The sequence below is a fragment of the Bradyrhizobium sp. BRP23 genome, assembly GCF_020194135.1.
GTDB lineage: Bacteria > Pseudomonadota > Alphaproteobacteria > Rhizobiales > Xanthobacteraceae > Bradyrhizobium > Bradyrhizobium yuanmingense.
On the sequence record NZ_JADYVW010000007.1, the window covers coordinates 11,936 to 28,543 of the forward strand.

At 57.6% G+C, this 16,608-nt stretch carries 9 protein-coding genes; 3 read left to right on the forward strand and 6 right to left on the reverse strand.

Annotation, left to right across the window (positions count from 1 at the left end):
- The first annotated feature begins 1,620 nt into the window (after positions 1-1,620).
- Positions 1,621-2,967, forward strand: coding sequence for an MFS transporter (locus I6F24_RS19995; RefSeq protein ID WP_225129468.1), 1,347 nt, complete (start codon positions 1,621-1,623; stop codon positions 2,965-2,967).
- A gap of 646 nt (positions 2,968-3,613) precedes the next feature.
- Complete coding sequence (locus I6F24_RS20000) at positions 3,614-3,823, forward strand: hypothetical protein (protein WP_225129470.1); 210 nt, start codon at positions 3,614-3,616, stop codon at positions 3,821-3,823.
- Positions 3,824-4,649: 826 nt separating this feature from the next.
- On the opposite strand, the gene I6F24_RS20005 is transcribed toward I6F24_RS20000, so the two are convergent.
- From I6F24_RS20005 to I6F24_RS37790, 6 genes are all read right to left on the reverse strand, one after another.
- Positions 4,650-6,863, reverse strand: a complete 2,214-nt coding sequence (locus tag I6F24_RS20005; RefSeq protein ID WP_225148665.1) for a hypothetical protein — start codon at positions 6,861-6,863, stop codon at positions 4,650-4,652.
- Between the two features lie 543 nt (positions 6,864-7,406).
- Entirely contained in the window at positions 7,407-7,760 is a 354-nt protein-coding gene (locus tag I6F24_RS20010) for a hypothetical protein (protein WP_225129472.1), read from the reverse strand.
- A gap of 278 nt (positions 7,761-8,038) precedes the next feature.
- Positions 8,039-9,280, reverse strand: a complete 1,242-nt coding sequence (locus I6F24_RS20015) for a cytochrome P450 (protein ID WP_306469169.1) — start codon at positions 9,278-9,280, stop codon at positions 8,039-8,041.
- Positions 9,281-9,612: 332 nt separating this feature from the next.
- Complete coding sequence (locus I6F24_RS20020) at positions 9,613-10,494, reverse strand: pantoate--beta-alanine ligase (protein ID WP_225129476.1); 882 nt, start codon at positions 10,492-10,494, stop codon at positions 9,613-9,615.
- A 202-nt stretch (positions 10,495-10,696) separates the two neighbouring features.
- Positions 10,697-12,178 carry a pentapeptide repeat-containing protein gene (locus I6F24_RS20025; RefSeq protein WP_225129478.1) on the reverse strand — a complete coding sequence of 494 codons (1,482 nt, stop codon included), beginning with the start codon at positions 12,176-12,178 and terminating at the stop codon, positions 10,697-10,699.
- An 870-nt stretch (positions 12,179-13,048) separates the two neighbouring features.
- On the reverse strand, positions 13,049-13,417 hold the full coding sequence (locus tag I6F24_RS37790; protein WP_225148666.1) for a hypothetical protein: 369 nt from the start codon (positions 13,415-13,417) through the stop codon (positions 13,049-13,051).
- Between the two features lie 1,365 nt (positions 13,418-14,782).
- Here I6F24_RS37790 and I6F24_RS20035 point away from each other — a divergent pair.
- Positions 14,783-15,580 (forward strand): hypothetical protein, encoded by a 798-nt coding sequence (locus tag I6F24_RS20035; protein ID WP_225129480.1) that lies wholly within the window; start codon positions 14,783-14,785, stop codon positions 15,578-15,580.
- Positions 15,581-16,608 lie beyond the last annotated feature (1,028 nt).

A 16,608-nucleotide genomic window follows, 5' to 3' on the forward strand; every position in this document is an offset into this window, starting at 1 on the left:
TTAAAGAGGCTGGCTTTCGAGAAGCTGACAAAGGTCGAAAAAGGAGACAAACCCGCGGCCGCAGCTGCCCCCTCTGATGCGATCATCTCCGGGCCAAGTCTCATTCCGCCTGGCCTCGCAGTCGGCGCGCGGGTCTGCGTCGTGCATTGCGTTCACCTGAGCGTAAAGCTGGTTAGGAGGTCCAGGTGATGCGGACCGCGACCAGACTCAGTCTTGCACCGAACATGTGCATTTCGACCTCTGCCCTCGACCCGTCGTTCTGGCTGACGCTTCGAGCCTATGCTCGGGGCCGCTAACCAGAATGGCCACGATAGTCGCGCGAGCGCGAGAACAGACGAGAGCGAGACCTACGTGAGAGTCCGGCAAGCGCGGAGCGAAGTGTTCACCTGAGATAACGAAATCGCTGAGACGCAAACCAGCCGAGACGATCATCCCGAGCACGGCTAAAGGTGCGGCGGTGCCGGTGATCCGGGGACTGCGGCCGCCGCTGCGTGTAGTGGGTAGTCCGCGAAGTCCCCAGTGCCTCGAACCCTGCGCGCCATGATACAACATCCGAGTGACAGCCGGAGCTACATCGGTCAAGCGGAACGCTACGTCCTCAGGTGAGGCAATACGAACCGCCAACTTTGTCCCGGCTGCTATCGACGCTCTGCGTCATGCAGATGGCACTCGTGTCAGGGCGTTGGAAAGAGAATTCACTGGTGTCCTGAATAAGGAAAATCGTCGTAATTCGTGCGCGCGGTGGCGAGGTCGCCGCTGAAATGTCCGCTTCCTCCAAGCGTCCGTTGGCGAAGAACCGTAGGCCACATTCGTGCTCGCCCGTTGCGGGCGCACGAACAGTAGCTCCTGGGGATGCGTCACTGGTTTGCCTTAACAGCTCTCTAAGTGGTTGACCAAGATGTACGCCCCCTGAACCTTTGGCAGCGCTCCCCGAACGACTTGAGATCGGCCTCGTCGGCGTCGGGGCCGAATAGCCGGGCCTTCTCCCCGTCCCGGCTGATGCCCTCGCGCAGGAGATAGCCAAGATGCGGGCGAGCGGCGCCGAACGCACGTTATGACTGGACGACCTAGGTCTTGATGGTCGCCAGACGCGAGCGTCCCGCGAGCAGGCGTTCGCCCACTCGCCGGCGACCCGGCCGGGACGCAAAGGTGGAGCACTGATGATTGGTGGATCTTGTCCGCCGCGCGAGAGAGAGCGGCAGGAGCGCTGAGCGGCGGCAAGCGCCTTGGCGACGAAGGGCGTGGCACGCTGACTCCTTAAGGAGCGGACGCAACCTGGCCGAGGCTGAAAGGGCGCGAGACATCGCCAATCGTGTTCGGCGCCCGCCAATTTGTCCCAAACTCGCCAAAGCAGCGCGATGTCTGGGTGCCCGACAACTATAGCAGGTCTCATATTTGTCTTGCCGGGAAGGCCAGCGATCAGATCAAGGGTAAAATGGGCCACGAAAGGCGGGCATTTTTATTGCAGAGCTTACCGTGAGGTTCGTCGTGACACGCTTCAGCCTACATGTGAACAGGCGATGGCCGTGAGGACGAGCTCGGGCAAGTGGAATGCAACTTTGCGCGACCTGTCTGGTCGAAATGTTCGGGCCATGGATCGCGCTCCAGATCAGGTCGAGGATGGCGAGGCAATTTACTCCAGAGGGGCTGGAGCCGGTCCTCGGTCCGGCAGACGAACGCTTGACACGCCGCGCGGTGTTGGGCGCAACCATCGGCAACATTATCGAATTCTACGACTTCGGGACCTATAGCTTTTTCGCAATACAGATCGGTCAGGCGTTCTTCCCGGCAACTGACCAGTTCGTCAGCCTCATGCTGTCACTCGGAACCTTCGGCGCAGGTTTTGTGACCAGGCCGATCGGAGCCATCGTGCTCGGCTCGTATTCGGATCGGGCCGGCCGCCGACCCGCGATGACCGCCAGCTTTGCCATGATGAGCGCCGCGGTCCTGTTATTGGCTATCACGCCATCGTACGAGACAATAGGACTTGCCGCTCCGTTGCTAGCCATTTTCGCACGCTTGCTGCAGGGCTTTGCTCTCGGAGGTGAAGTCGGTCCAACGACAGCCTACTTGATGGAGGCGGCCCCCACCAAAGCCCGCGGTCTTGCGGTCTCCTTTCAGCCCGCGAGCCAACAGGTAGCTGCGACGGCCGGAGCGTTGGTTGGAGAAATACTCTCGCTCACCATGACAAGCGAAGCGCTCAATGCGTACGGATGGCGGGTCGCGCTGTTGCTCGGCGCGGCTACGTTGCCGTTTGGACTTTGGTTGCGGAGCGTCCTGCCCGAAACGCTGCACCGCCCCGAGGCGCCGGTTCTTGTCACCCAGCCCGAGGGGCGACCACCTACCGATCGCCGCATCATGAGCTTGGGATTTGTCATCTTGGCCAGCTGCACGATCACGACTTATGTTACGGGATACATGACGACCTACGCGTTGAACACCCTCCGCGTTTCCACGCCTCTCGCCTTTGCTACTACGCTCATCAGCAACACGGTCGGAATTTCTGCAGCACTGCTGGGCGGCCTGCTCGCCGACCGCGTAGGCCGTCGGCGTATCATGATATGGCCGCAGGTCACTGCATTACTGATGACCTATCCGGTATTCTTGTGGATTGCAGAAAGCCGCAGTGCCTTGGCACTTCTAGGAGGTCTCGGCGTCCTCACCCTGATCGGAACGATTCCGTATAGCGCCTTCTACGTGAGCATGGCCGAAGGTTTGCCCAAGTACATTCGTGGTCGCGCGTTCGCGACGATCTACGCTTTTGCGATAGCGATTTTTGGAGGCACAGCTCAACCGATCGTCACCTGGCTCATCCACCTTACCGGGAGTGCACTCGTGCCCGCCTGGTACATGCTCTTCGCGGGCGCGGCCGCGCTTTGTGCCATGCTTATGATGCCGGAGACGGCGCCACTCAATTATGTGCCCGACCATAGACGAATGGCCGTACCGGCACGACCGCTGCCCTAGTCATGCCCGAACAGGTAAGGATGACATCTATGATGTCCGAAATGCGAAACATCGAGCCGGAGGACGGGTATGGAGCCAGCACGTAAAAGAGAATCTATCCTGAAAATTCGAGCAGCTTTACATCGAGCAGCAGCTCCTGTCGGAGCGCAGCGTCTCCGTCTGAAATGACTTTTCCCCATTTACCCGATCTTGGCCGATGCGGCAGTTGCACGATCGGCGGATGTCACCGAAAGGCTGTAAGTGAGCCGTCACTCTGATCGTCGTTTAGAGAACAAGAAGGCGCGGCTTGTACTATCTACTAGCGCAAGTACGGCATGAGGATGCGGCCGCTGTCGGAGCAGCGGCCGCACGAGGGTCAATCCTCATCTCTGCTTGATATGTTTCCCGCTGTCAGTGCTGGACGCACGAGGGATCCGTCAAGCAAAAAAACAGATCGCAGATACCATTCAACGGGTCATCCACGCACTCAGGATATGATGTATCGGCTACCGGCGCACTCGCCGCAACCGGCTGCGCGGCAACGTTTGCAGCAAAAGGAGGCATTACCGCCGTTGCAAGCGCGAGGGCGCTCGCGGTCACTAACACAGACTTTTTCATTCGAGATATCGCTTCCCTAGGTTAGCCCCAGCCGCCCTCGAGGGTCTATATGACCACGTTGCAAGCGGTAAAATTGATTTTCTTGATCAGATCTATTGACCGAATGGATAAGTATGCAGCAATCGACGATCGGCTCATCGATGCGATGGGCGACGAGTTTCAAATTTGGCTGAAGCAACGGCTGGCCGAAGCGGGTCTGACGGACGATGCCGAGGTTAAATCGTCAACGAGATCGCCTGCGAGATCAAAAGCGAGGTGATGCACCGGGTGCTTAGGGAGCACGGCATCCAGCTGTAAAAGCTCGGCCAGGCCCGTCTTACGGATTGCTGTCGCGAGCTCGCGCCATGACACAATGAACAGTCCCACCAAGCTGATCGTGCGGCGCAGCCTGCTCTTCCGACGGTGCCACCGTTGCTCACTCGTGGCGGCGAGTGAAAAAAGCAGGGAAATGACTGACCATACGCCGGTGTACTGAAATTGTCTCCGCGGCGCCCGGCGCCATTGCAGTTGAAACGAAGAAGCTCCGACTTACTCGGATTGAGACGCTCAACGAAGAACGACAAGCCCAGCATCTTTTGGGGGGCCAAGGAGGCGTGATGCTGGGGCCGTCGTAGGCTGATGCTAGAGTAGCAAACAGGCGGCGTTGTTGTGCACCGCCCGGTTTGATTCGTCAAAGCGGCCGGGACGCTCAGCTCCCGTACATCCGGACCATCCGCGATCCGTTGAAGCTCGCCCGAAGAGTTTGCGCGCCAGTTCGCCGCGGGCAGGCTGGTGAAAGCACTGTGACACCGGGCGTATCGCCGCCAGCATCTGGTATATCTCCCGCCTGCAATAGTCAGCGGCCCAGCTTCTCGTCCGAGCGCCGATGTTCGCCACAGCAGAGAATGGCAGCTTGCTTGTACGACGACCCACCATCCTCCGGATCGCCAGCCGATACCCCTCCCGTAAGCAGTGTTCTCTCCCAGGCTCCAGCCTTCTGTGAGCTGGAGCCCGACGACGCTCAGCGCAGCTCAGGCAATCCGCCGAGCCGGTCCGAAAGGCATGAACTCACGCCGACGGCTCACCGCCGCAAGACAACCAGCTCACTAGATCCCCAGTCGAGCCATCTGAGCTGAAGCGTGCTCCGGGTCGGGAAGGGGCTGCCACGGCTGGCCAGCGGCGGTGCTCAACAAGGACCTACAGAACGCAGGAGTAAGCTTGCCGCGGTGGACCACGACGTTCTCGTGCCCCTCGGCGGCTCGAGCGTTCTGCCAGTGCTGATTGTAGCCGCGCTGTTCGTCAGACTTCACGTGGCTAGCGGCGAATTCGCGATCGCCCAGCGTTGCCAATTGCCAGGCATGTACCGGCCGCTTGGTATGGATGTGTACCCACATCGGCCTTGGCGTCCCGCCATTGCTCAGCGCCATGGGCTGTAGCTTGATTTCGAACAGCGTCCCTGGCTCTCCCTTCAAGGCGCGAGGTGGATCCACTGACGCCAGTTCCCCCGCTGCCCGCAACTGTGCAAGGTATTTCTGCGATGGAAACGCATAGCTCTTCATGCAATCGCTCGTGATTGCTGCCTTTCGCGCGCTCAATGACTTTGCCTGCCCCTGAACCTCGGACCCCATCCTTTGAAGCCGGACTATCTTTTCGTGCACTTCGGGCACCTGCGCAGCCGTGAGCATGCCCCGTCGGCGAGGCTCCTCCAGCGCGACTACACAGGCCTCAATCTCGGAGGACTGCGTCTGCAAGCGCTTGATCACGCGATTCAGGACATGTTCGGCGTCCTCGGGCTTCATCTGGCGCGCTTGCGAGACGGCGCTTTGCTGAGCCCGCAGATCGAACTGCAGCAGCTCGTCCAATCGCTCAAGTAATCCCGGCAGTGCCTTCCTGGAGGGCGGAGCCTGCCACATCTGGAGGTGATCGGTCGCAGAGGATGACGCAGCTGCCTCCTCCGGCGTGGCGAGTTTCTTTGTACCGAGATCCGAGAGCACGATGACCTTGCCCGTGGGGGCCGTCGTGACATCGGGCCTGGCGAGTTGCGCCGCAGGCGGGCTGGCCGTCGAACTCCCCTCGCCTGCGGCTGCTCCGCGCCTTGCTTTGCCCTTTCTGCGCACTGGAGTGCCTTCACCCACCAGGGCAGTGTTTTCTGGCAGCGCAGCCCAAGCCGGCGGTTCAATCGTCACTTCCGTCTTTGGCTGCAATGCCAGCAGCCGCATGACGTCGTTCGCCGTCACCCACGCACCGTCCACGATCTCGCCAAGCAACTGCAAAGGAAGGTCAGCTTGCGTTCCAGCCTCCCTCAGGGGGGCAAGCATGCCCCTCAGTTGGGATGCAAATTCCGAAAGCCGTTCCATCACTCCTTCCAGAACGGCGCGGTGCTCGGCGTCGAGCACCGCTCCTCCGCGAACGGCGTCGCCCGTCGAAACAAATGCCGGAAAAACATCTCCAACAAAAGTCCCGAGCAGACGCACCCTCCCGCTCTCGTCCATGAGGGCGGCTCGCGCCTCTGGTGCTAACGTGCTCGCTTGCGACTCAATCAAGAGCTGCGCGAGAGCGATCCGCGATTGCAGATACATACACTTGGTAGTGAGCGCCCAGCCTGTATTGAGCCTGAGTTCCGCCTCTTCGGCCTTGCGCATCTCGGGCGTGCTGCTTGGCAAGTGGGCAGTAGCCGCACAGACTGACTGCATCCGCTCGAAGCGCAGCGCCTTCTTTCCCCACCACTCCATGCAGGCAGCATATTGGTTGGCGACGCCCGCAACGACGCGGCTCAGCTGCTCGGGCGGAGCGGTGTCTTTGACATGGTCGAGCAGGGCTGCTGCTTGCTCTCTCCTGTTCTCAAGTTGGTAAATGATATGGGTGGCCGCTTTGTTACATTGGTTCCCCGCATCCAGCGTGTCGTCGCGGAGCCGGCGAGCCTGATCGTCAGGCAGGATACGACGCGCCAAATTGGCAGGCAGATTCGCGTAATGCTCCAGAACTGCTGAGCCTGCTTCGACCACTCGATCGATCAGCTCTTGCGCCTTTTCCAAGTTGCAGCGTTGCGTGGCCGCTCGACGGCAAGCTTCAAACTTCTCAAGCAGGCTGTCCAAGTTTCGCTTTGCCGCCTTGATCTCGTTGCGCGTTGGCGCCGCCATATCTGAAGCCGCAGTTCTGTCTTGAGGCCCGGAGCGCATCCGCTCCAGGACGGCATCGAAGGATTGACCGCGTTCCCCAGGGAAGAGACCAGGCTCCAGGCTCGAACGGCTCAATTCCCCGGCGCTGTCGGCTCCCGCCGCCTCACCCTGTGATGAATCAGCTCGGCCAATACCTTTCATACTTCATCTCCGAATAGTCGAGAGTGCGCAGCCTGTCTGGATAGGCCCCCCAGCTGACGACTAGCTGACCAAGAGCATTCATCTGGATGCACAAGAAAGAAGATCTCGCCTTGTGTTCGACTTCCATCGCAGCTCCTCGTGTTGCTGAACGAGCCGCATCAGTGCCGGCGTGATCAGCTAGGACGTGACCGGGGCCCGACCTGCCCTGCCCGCGAGATAGTCCCGCCCCAATGCGGTGCCTCGGTGCACGCGAACTGGGCCAAGTCATCCCCAACCGCCTCCTGGACGGCAATTTTGGCCAAGCAGGAATGGCTAGCGTATGTCTATCGGCAGACCTGCGCTCGCAACACGCGTCCCGCTATCCAGCAAACAGACTTCGACCGAAGAGCTTACCAAGTCACCAGCCATACACGGGCGTGGCGAGACGCCGGAGGCCATCAGCAACAACATTCTCCAGGTCCGAACTGAGCAGAATCGACGTTGCGCAGCCTTCAAACTACATCTCGCCAAAGCCGGGCCGCGCCCAGGCCGGTTAAATCACACTCATAGAAATATGGCAGCGAGGGTACCAATCGCACCGAACATCAAGCCTATCAACGAACCGGCTGTCGGCACGTCTCTAAAGAGCAGGAGGGTGAGCATCGGTTCCACTACCAGAATCGCTCCCATCGATATCGCGACAATGATCCAGATATTCTTCAGATGCATGTAGCCCAGCGCGTATCCGAACACGAGGAGGATGCCGCCGAACGATATCAGGAGAAACATCGGCAACAGCATTGCCAGATCACCGCCGGCCTTTCCAAATTGCCGTGAGGCAATCAGCTCGGCGAATATCGAAAGCGCTTCTCCAAGGAAAATCGCTGCCACCGCTACAATCTTCAACATCAAATTCATCAGCCTCTGCGGTCCCGGCTACCCAAGGCAGCCCGGAGACGCGGCATCGGAGTTACCGTGGCGGTTGGCTTTTCGGCGTCAGGCGCTTTGCAAGTCGTCCGCGCGCTACACTATCGCTCCTCACGTGTACTTCGAACATCTGCCCGGCTGATATAGATTCCTACATGCAGCCATTGTTTCGCGCCGACCAAACCATCTTCGCTGCTTGCAGAAGCGAAGATGGTTCAGGACGGCCCACCCCACCGCGTGCCGGCTGCCAGACCGGGAGCGACCAGGGCCTAGGCTGCAATCCGCACGGGGAGAGCGGAATAGCCGTGCACGAAGTTGGACGCAATTCGCTCGGGTTCGCCGACAACCTTGACCTCCAGTCCCGCACCCAAAATCTCTTCCCAGAGGACTCTCAACTGCAGTTCCGCAAGATGTCGACCAAGACAGCGATGGATACCAAATCCGAACGAGAGATGCTGCCGTACATTCTTGCGGTCGATGACGAAACTGTTGGCGTTCTCAATGATCTCTTGGTCTCGGTTGCCGGAGATGTACCACATGACGACCTTGTCGCCCTTCCTGATCTGCTTCCCGCCTACGATGCTATCGGTCGCGGCGGTGCGGCGCATATGTGCGATCGGCGTCTGGTATCGAATAATCTCGGACACGGCACTCCAGACCAGCTTGGGATTGTCGGTTAGTTTTCTCAGTTCGGAGGGGTGCTGACTCATGAACAGGAGGCCGCCGGTAATCGAGTTGCGCGTGGTGTCATTCCCCCCAACGATCAGCAGAATCAGATTCCCGAGAAACTCATTCGGCTCCATATGGCGTGTGGCGGGCGAATGCGCCATCAAGGAAATCAGATCGAGGCGCGGCTCGGCATTGATGCGCTCGTTCCAAAGCCGTGTGAAATAATCCAGGCACTCGGATAAGATTGTGCTTCGCTTATCCCAGCTGTCGATCGCATGCCCTGCTTTCGGAGTTCCAACAGCTACGTCTGACCAATAGGTCAGGAGTCGCCGATCCTCAAATGGAAAGTCGAACAACGTGGCGAGCATCTGCGTCGTCAACTCGATGGAGACCATCTCCACCCAATTGAAGGCATCATTGCGCGGCAAGCCGTCTAGAATCGCCCTGACCCGAGAGCGGATCAAGATTTCGAGTTTCGCCAAGCTTTCCGGTCCGACTATTGGACCCACGGTATTACGCTGCTCGGCGTGCTGAGGAGGTCCCATCTTGATGAAACTCTGGGTCCAGTGCTCGGCAGGCACGTCAACAATAGTGACACCTTGCTCTGACGAGAATGCTTTGTGGTTTGTGTCTACCGCTACGATATCCCGGTATTTCGTCAGGGACCAATATGGGCCATGAGGGCTGTCTTGACAGTAGTGAACGGGATCTTCCCTTCGCAACCGCTCGAAGCACCCCCATATGCTGTCGTCTTGGAAGCGCTTGGCCTCGCTTACATCCAGATTTCTTAGCGGGACAACACACGCGTCGTCAGCTCTATAATCTTCCAATCGCCTTTCCATATCATCTCCGCAGATTCTGCTCTCGAGAGCTTACGGATCCAAAGGTCGCGATTCACCGTTTTCGAGCTGCCGTGACGTTTGGCTGCGACGCGCCGCTCGAGCAGACTATCTCAACGTGCGGCTAGCCGACCCTACCATATTGGGCAGTTCGGTATGGATTGACTTTTCAAGTTGATCTACTCAGTGGATCGTGAGAGCTTCACCGCTGGTGGGACGATGGCTGTGCGCTTGGGCAGCGCAAAGCGGAATGCACAGTCATAACGTAGGCGCTGCGTTCAGGCGCGGCCGGAGTGACTACTTTTGTCAAAATCACGACATTCATAATCGTCTGGCTAGGACTTTTCAGGTAGATCGATCCAGATATCCGGAGCACCATTCAGGAGTGTATCCTGATCCGGAACGTAGATATTATCGAAGACCCTGAGGCCATGAGCCGTTGCCGCTGCAACAATTATGAAGGGGAGCTTGACCTGCTCCAGGTCTGCGAAGCTATCAGCGCCAACAATGCGAACAAAATCGAGTTTAAACTGTCGGAACGCTATTTGAGTTGTAGCCGACGCGACAAGATCCTTGACGCTCGACGCCCCTTGGGCGATCTCTTTTCTCGAATGGTTGAGGGCCGTGAAGAGACACGAAAGCTCATCAAGCTCGGATCGGCTAAATCTTCGCAAGCGCGACGAAATGGGAACTCCGTTCCTGTATCTCACGGTCGGCACAAATCGTATCTCACAATCAAGAAGCAAGTCTGCGACAGCGCGCTTCACCAGGATCGCCTGACCGATATCCTTGAGACCGAAGTAGCTGCGAGTTGGTCGCGCATAACAAATCCAGCGGATTGCCCCCGTAACGGCTTCCTTCAAGTACGCCTCAGGCCCATCTAAACGCAAATGATAGTCGCCTTGCGATACGAACGTTCGATAGCCAGGCGGGAACATTTCGGTGTCGTTCGAGGAAATCACGGCAGTTGCTCCCGCACGTAGGGCAAGTCCAATATCAGCGTCCAAATCGAAATCGTAGCTCCCACCTGGTCTAAGCTGAGTCTTGTTCGGGTAGACTGTGACAATCGCGACGTCATTCTCCGATGCCGCTCTTCTGATCAGTTCTGCATGCCCATGATGCAGGGCGCCTAGGGTGTGTACCGTCCCAATACTCTGACCTGTTCTCGCCACCTCCCGGATGAACGCTTTGCCTGCGGAAAGACATCCCAGATGCATTTTCTTACTCCAGTTCTTTTGGACCCCGAAAGAGTGGTCTGATCGGTCGGATCGCAGAAGGTAGGCCCTGGTGTCGTATTGGCCGCGCACGCCTCCGAGCCCCAAAGAGCTTTAACGCCCGCTCACAGCTCGGACCACCGCACCAAGCTGCTCTAAGCTCACCGACATTGTACGCCCTTCTATTTTGCGATTTCCAAAGCCGTCAGGTCGAGCCTTCTCGACCACGTCTGATCAACGATGAGAATTCAGCCAGATAGCTTGATGACTCGCGCGGCTGATCAGCCTTCAAAGCGGTCTGCAGTCCCGGACATCGGTCGGCAAAAAACGGTGGCTCGAATGTGGTTATCTTAGCGCCCGAAAAGTCGACCTTTACGAAGCTGGCCTGGAACGGCGATATCCCACTCAGATTCGCGTCGCGCAAGGACGATTGGTTCATGCGAACGTATGCGACGCGCGTTGCCTCCAGGTTGGTGTCGGTCATTCCCGCGGCGAGATATGCCTGAACGAGATTGGATCCTTCGAGATTTGCGTGATCCAATGCCATTGATTGCGGGGGATCACCGGTCATCATCGACCTGTAGAGGTAAGCCTGGGATAAGTCGGCATATTCAAGATCGCAGTCGCGCACAAAGGCACAGCGGCCACGAAAGCCCGTCAATTTGGAGGCTCGCATTGTGCTCTCTGTAATCGAAATGCTTTCGCCTGATGCCCGAGACAGGTCCGCTCCATCGAGCTGACAGGAATGAATAGAGGCACCGTCCAACACAGCACCGATTAGGTTCGCGTTGGACAAGCTTACGGACAGAAGCCGCGCCTTGGTCAAGTCTGCCTGCTCAAGCTCCGCACTTGAAAGATTTGACAGGTGAACATCAGCGAAGGGAGCGCTCAGAGCCCTCGCCGCAATGCGGCCGCTCACCTTTGAGAGTCTCAGATACGGAAGATGAGCGCCTTCTAGGGTGAGACCGTCGACCGAGGTGGGACGCAAGATCGATAAACAGTCCCCCTTTGACTGGAAGAACGAGCAAGCCGCCAGGTGCGCTTTCGTGATCGTGACTTGGCTCAGCTTGGCAAAGCGGAAGGAAGCGGAAGGAAGGAAGCATTCATTGATGGTCGAACCCTGTAATTCCGCGCCATCAAATACAGCATCACTCGCGTCGCACTGGTAAATGAGAAGTCCGCTTAGCATCGCGTTGTCAAAGCGTGTCCTTTTCATGCTGCAACCGTGAAACAGACTTCCGGTTGCATCAATTACACTGCGCAGACTGGCATCATCGAAATTGCAGACCTGCGCTGCAATCGCGTGCATATACGCAAAATCGAGCTTGGCCCCGCGGAAACTTGCCCTCTCTAGCCCTGGGCAGATAAGGTTTGCCCCAGAAAGGTCTGCCCGATCCAACTTTGCTCCGTAGAGCTGCGCACGATTGAGGGTACAGCGTCGCAACGGGAAATCTGACAGGTCGTGACCGTTAAAGTTCTCGGAGGATAGCTGCAAACCAATTCCAGTCATTCTGATCGCCTCCTCGGTTCGCCTCCCGACAGCGGCCACTGCGCGCAGCCGATCGGCAGCTCGGCTCCAGTACCGAACAAACTCGCCATCTGATGAAAGTTTGTTTTTCGACTCTGACCAGTGCTCTGCCCCTTCATTCGCGGTGCACTCGCTATCAGCGCCGATTGTTTGCGACATGTCGACGATTCCGTATTGCCCGGATTAGGGGGGGCCTGTTATTGACCTCTTTTTTGGTAGTCCTTGGAGTTACGCTATGCGATTTGTGGCGAACTCGTCGGCGAAATGGCGACAAGATGCGTCGGTGAGACACCTATTGTGTCGGTGGCCTCCGCAGCCGGCACGCTTGAGCACGTCAGCCGAATTCTCGTCTTGCGTCCCCACTGCCGCTCGCTGCCATTGTTTACCGAGACCGGCTAACGCTGGCAGCGCAACGGTCGTTTGACAGTGCCGATATGTCCAGAAGTTGCGATTTGGCTCGTCAGCTCTTATAGGCAAATCCACATCGCTCTCCATCAAACCGAATGCGAAGAATTCAAGGTCTTGCTTCTTTTTCAGAAATGGACCCACGGCTTGCCGGCTGAAACGTGACCATTCACAGCGCTGCTCTCAGCCTTTCCTCGGCATTACATCAATTTGATAGCAATGACCGTGCCAGCCGCATCAGTCGTATTAATGGCTGAGTAGGCGTCATGAAATCGATATTGACGCCGAATGTTTTGAACCTGACAAACACGGTCTCATTGTCAGAGACCGCACCATCATCGCAAGGCTATCGTGAAAGCGACAATTCCGAGCTCGTTTGCCGGAGAGCAAGAGCCGCGAATCCTTGCGGGCACCCATCGATGACTTGCAATGCAACACTTGCGGATCGCCGACCTCACGGTTAGCGAGTGTTCGAACTCGGCTAGTCCTGCTCCGCGCGCCCGCCGGTCCATCTAAATGGGAGCCCGGGCCACAGCTGTCCTCGTCGAGCGATGATCGAGCGCGCAATCGTCACCAAATCGGCGCGCAAGGCGAATGCCCGTAGAGGATCGAATTCGAAGGCATTCACGCGATGCCTTCTTCGAGGATCGTAGATAACTGACCTATCTCTTGCTCGCGCACAAGACGCGGCATGGCGGCGATAAGGCTCTTGGTATATTCAGACAGTGGATTACGAAATATCTCTTCAGTGGGGCCACTATCGACGATTCTCCCCCGGCGCATAACTATGACGCGATCGCTGATATGACGAACAACACTAAGATCATGCGAGATAAAGAGATAACTTATGCCGAGGTGGTCGGCGCTCCAGAATTCATCAACAAGCCAGCTGCTTCTCAGGAAGGAGTTCTGATGCCCATTCGCGATCGGAACGTTTGGACTCGCGAGCGAGCGAGCAAGGATCGATAGAGGATCTTTACAGGTCGAAACCACGCAAACGCAATAGTTGAGTATTTCAATCTACTATCGTCTGTTGGCATCCCTTCTATTGCGACGTCTATCTGTCCATCGCTTAGCCCAAATGGTCTCTGATCAGGCTCGGCGCCGGCTCAAAGCGAGGAACATGAATTGATGCGCTCGAGAACACACGACAGATTTGGCCGACCGCACCCCCGGCGTTCTGACCTAAGCCATCACCGTCCTGCCATTAGCAACAGGAGTGCAACCCGCGAGCGCCAAGAGCCGCTTCCTTCGGCCATCCCGGCTTTGGATCAACCCAGGAAGACTGATGCTTGTCAAATTTTCATGCGTCGGTGCCTGGTATCTATCGCTACTTTGACCGGAAACGCGCCGGGCTCGGAGGAAGGAGGGGCCGATACGACCGACCGCGAGATTGCCCTAGGTCTTTTTGTTCAGCTGCGCCTGCAGGTCACACCAACGGCTTGCGCGGCGAGATGTTTATAAGGCGCGACTAACGTTGTGGTGCATTGTGTGGCGCATCGGCTGCAAGCGTCAACGCCCCATTTTTCTTTTCCGAACTGAGGCGCCCGAGCGCCAGTCCTTGCCGCCACGTTCTTTATACACCCGAATCGTTTGTGGCCCCAGCCACGTCTGGTTGGCAGTTCAACGTCTCGCGGCCGCACAGCCTGTTAACGTTGCGAGTTAAGCCACTAACCGTGTGTTGCGGATGCCTGGATCGGAGCCGCACGCCCGGCTCTTGTTTTACGGCCAGCGCCCCGCGTACCGACGCAAGGCCCCGCATCAGCGGTCCCGACAGAGGACAATGAGCTTCAGCCATCCCAGCCCGGACACGAGCCCGACGGCTGCGGCCAGACTAAGCTGTTCGGACCACAGCTAGCATCTTGACGAGCATTTAAAGGAGCTCCACTGGGAGCCGATGCAAGCTGGCCCAGGCATACTTCTCCACGCCGCTCAAGCCCACCGATAGCCGCGCTTCCGCCGCGCTGCTTCTGCCGGACCTTCACACGGCGCTGCCGTGGAGCGGATACCGACGATGGCCCCATCTCCAAACTCCGCTCTGCAATGAACAACAGGCTCGCTGGCATAGTCGGAAGGGCCCCGAATTTTCTTCAATGAGGCTGGTCAGGTGTTCGACAGCTAACCCTTCTAGCATGGCAAGACTTTGTCCGGACAGGAGGCCGACTTGATGGCCCAAACTCTGGAACAGAAGAATGACTTGGATCCCCGGTCAGTCCGGCCCGCACGCCCTCAACACACCGATCCGCTCGAGAACAGCCTCGGTGTGTTTTATCGACATTGCGCGGGTCGCGGTTTCTGATCCTTATCGGATCAACTTCGTACGAATGATATTGACAAGGCTACCAAAGGGAGAAGGGCATGGACCCATTTGAGGACGTCAACCGATCCGAGGCTCGGATGCATCACCTCGAGCCGCGACAGGAAGAGACAGCGCAAGCAGACTTTGAGCAGCGGCTTAAAGAGTCTCAGCCAATCCTCGCAGCATCGGCTTCACCCGTGGCTGGATCGAACCGGACGGTAACGGATGGTAACAAGAGAGCGCAAGCTATACTGGAGAATGAACGGTGCACGGCTCCATCCTTTGTCAGAACGCGCGCTCAACTTGCCGCAACGCTGACGTGCGCGAACATTGCGGAACTCAGAAGAGAAATCGAACTCGCTGCGCAAAGATCAGCAAAATGGTCACGAGTGAGTGGATCGTCAGTCGACCGCGTCGATATTGGCCGCGTTTACGACGACGTGATGGTATCATCATACCTGGAGCTGCAGCGCTTTCAAAACCACGCCAGTCATTGCAAACCACATGCGTTGGACCGTCTAAGCGCGATGGCCCATTTGCGTTCCATGGCGGCTTTGCGTTACGACGCCGCCCCTTGGAATATCTGGGGAGGCCAACGACTTGATCTGGGTCGCGCAGCGGCAGAGCACGTGAGGGGCGATACCAGTTGTTCGCCTTTTGTGTCGCTGTCAGAGGAGGCCTCACAACTGCTCCTTTCGCCGGACGATGACAACGAGTATGGCGCCAAAGTCATCGCGGAAAACGCGAATGAGTTGCACACCTACACGGTGCCGAGGGTCACAACTTGGACGGCGGAAGAGATCGTCAGTATTCTCGAGGACGGACTGAGAATGATGAACCCGCTCTGGCATGGATGAGTGATACCCCGACTGAGGAGCGTGAGGTACTATTTCTGGGCGGAAACTTGGACGACTATCGGACCGCTAGCGCATCTAATCCATATAGAAAGTCAGGAACAAAAGGCTGAGGTACGGGCTACGGAAAGGGTGATTTGCCTTTTCCGGCGCTCGGAAACATCGAACGCAGCGTTTCGCGCTACCAATAATACTCCGGTCCAACTGGCCAGCGCGGGCGACCGGCCGCGTTCCGCGCTTGGAATGAGAGTTTCAGCCCAAACCTGTATGGTCTCTAAAGTTCGCCCACTTATCCTCGGGTTGGAAGGGCCCGTGCCGATCATTATTCACTTTAGCTTTCCGTCTGGCCAGGTCAGGTTTTGCGAAGCTAACATGAGTAGCGATAGAACGAGGTAGTCATGCCCGCCGACCGCAGCATGGATCGATACAACGAAATCAGCCCAACCGACGGCCGCGCTCTTCTCTTCCGTTGGCCGCAATTTGGCTGAACGAGGTGCTCGTCGGCACCTCGGGCGGATGCTCAAGCTTTCGAAACCACGGATCGTTTGCTCAGAGAGCTTAGATCTGCGCCCGAACGCAGTTTACGAGCGGTGAGCAAACCCATAGCAGCCAGCCCAGATGATCTTAAGCGGGATCGTTCATTCACCTTGTGGCTGCATTCGGCAGTACTGAGATTTCAGGTGAAAGGATCCCAAAAAGAGGCGGATGAAAGATAAGAGCGCACCCGGGCCTAAGGTCGTCATCATTGCGGGCCCGCGGCTGGAGCGACTTGGGAATAATGTTCTTACGATAACCGCAGCCGTGAGGACGTCCTTCGAACTCATCTGAAGCGTTCAACTGAGAGCCTTGGGTCCGCCCATAAGACGACTACCTGAACCGCCGACCTTCCAATCCCTGAGATGGAATGGAGATCGGCGGCCCTCATGAGTTACCTGAGCAGCAAGTTCGTACAACTTGATCCTCGTCCGACGAAACGACCGTCAGAAACACTCTGATCTTTCCTGACGATCGAAAGGATTGGTATCCGTGCG

Bases quoted from the DNA above. Each gene is read 5' to 3' on its own strand.
- I6F24_RS19995 (WP_225129468.1), top strand. From the start codon at position 1,621: ATGGCGAGGCAATTTACTCCAGAGGGGCTGGAGCCGGTCCTCGGTCCG.
- I6F24_RS20000 (WP_225129470.1), top strand. From the start codon at position 3,614: ATGACCACGTTGCAAGCGGTAAAATTGATTTTCTTGATCAGATCTATT.
- I6F24_RS20005 (WP_225148665.1), bottom strand. From the start codon at position 6,863: ATGAAAGGTATTGGCCGAGCTGATTCATCACAGGGTGAGGCGGCGGGA.
- I6F24_RS20010 (WP_225129472.1), bottom strand. From the start codon at position 7,760: ATGAATTTGATGTTGAAGATTGTAGCGGTGGCAGCGATTTTCCTTGGA.
- I6F24_RS20015 (WP_306469169.1), bottom strand. From the start codon at position 9,280: ATGGAAAGGCGATTGGAAGATTATAGAGCTGACGACGCGTGTGTTGTC.
- I6F24_RS20020 (WP_225129476.1), bottom strand. From the start codon at position 10,494: ATGCATCTGGGATGTCTTTCCGCAGGCAAAGCGTTCATCCGGGAGGTG.
- I6F24_RS20025 (WP_225129478.1), bottom strand. From the start codon at position 12,178: ATGTCGCAAACAATCGGCGCTGATAGCGAGTGCACCGCGAATGAAGGG.
- I6F24_RS20035 (WP_225129480.1), top strand. From the start codon at position 14,783: ATGGACCCATTTGAGGACGTCAACCGATCCGAGGCTCGGATGCATCAC.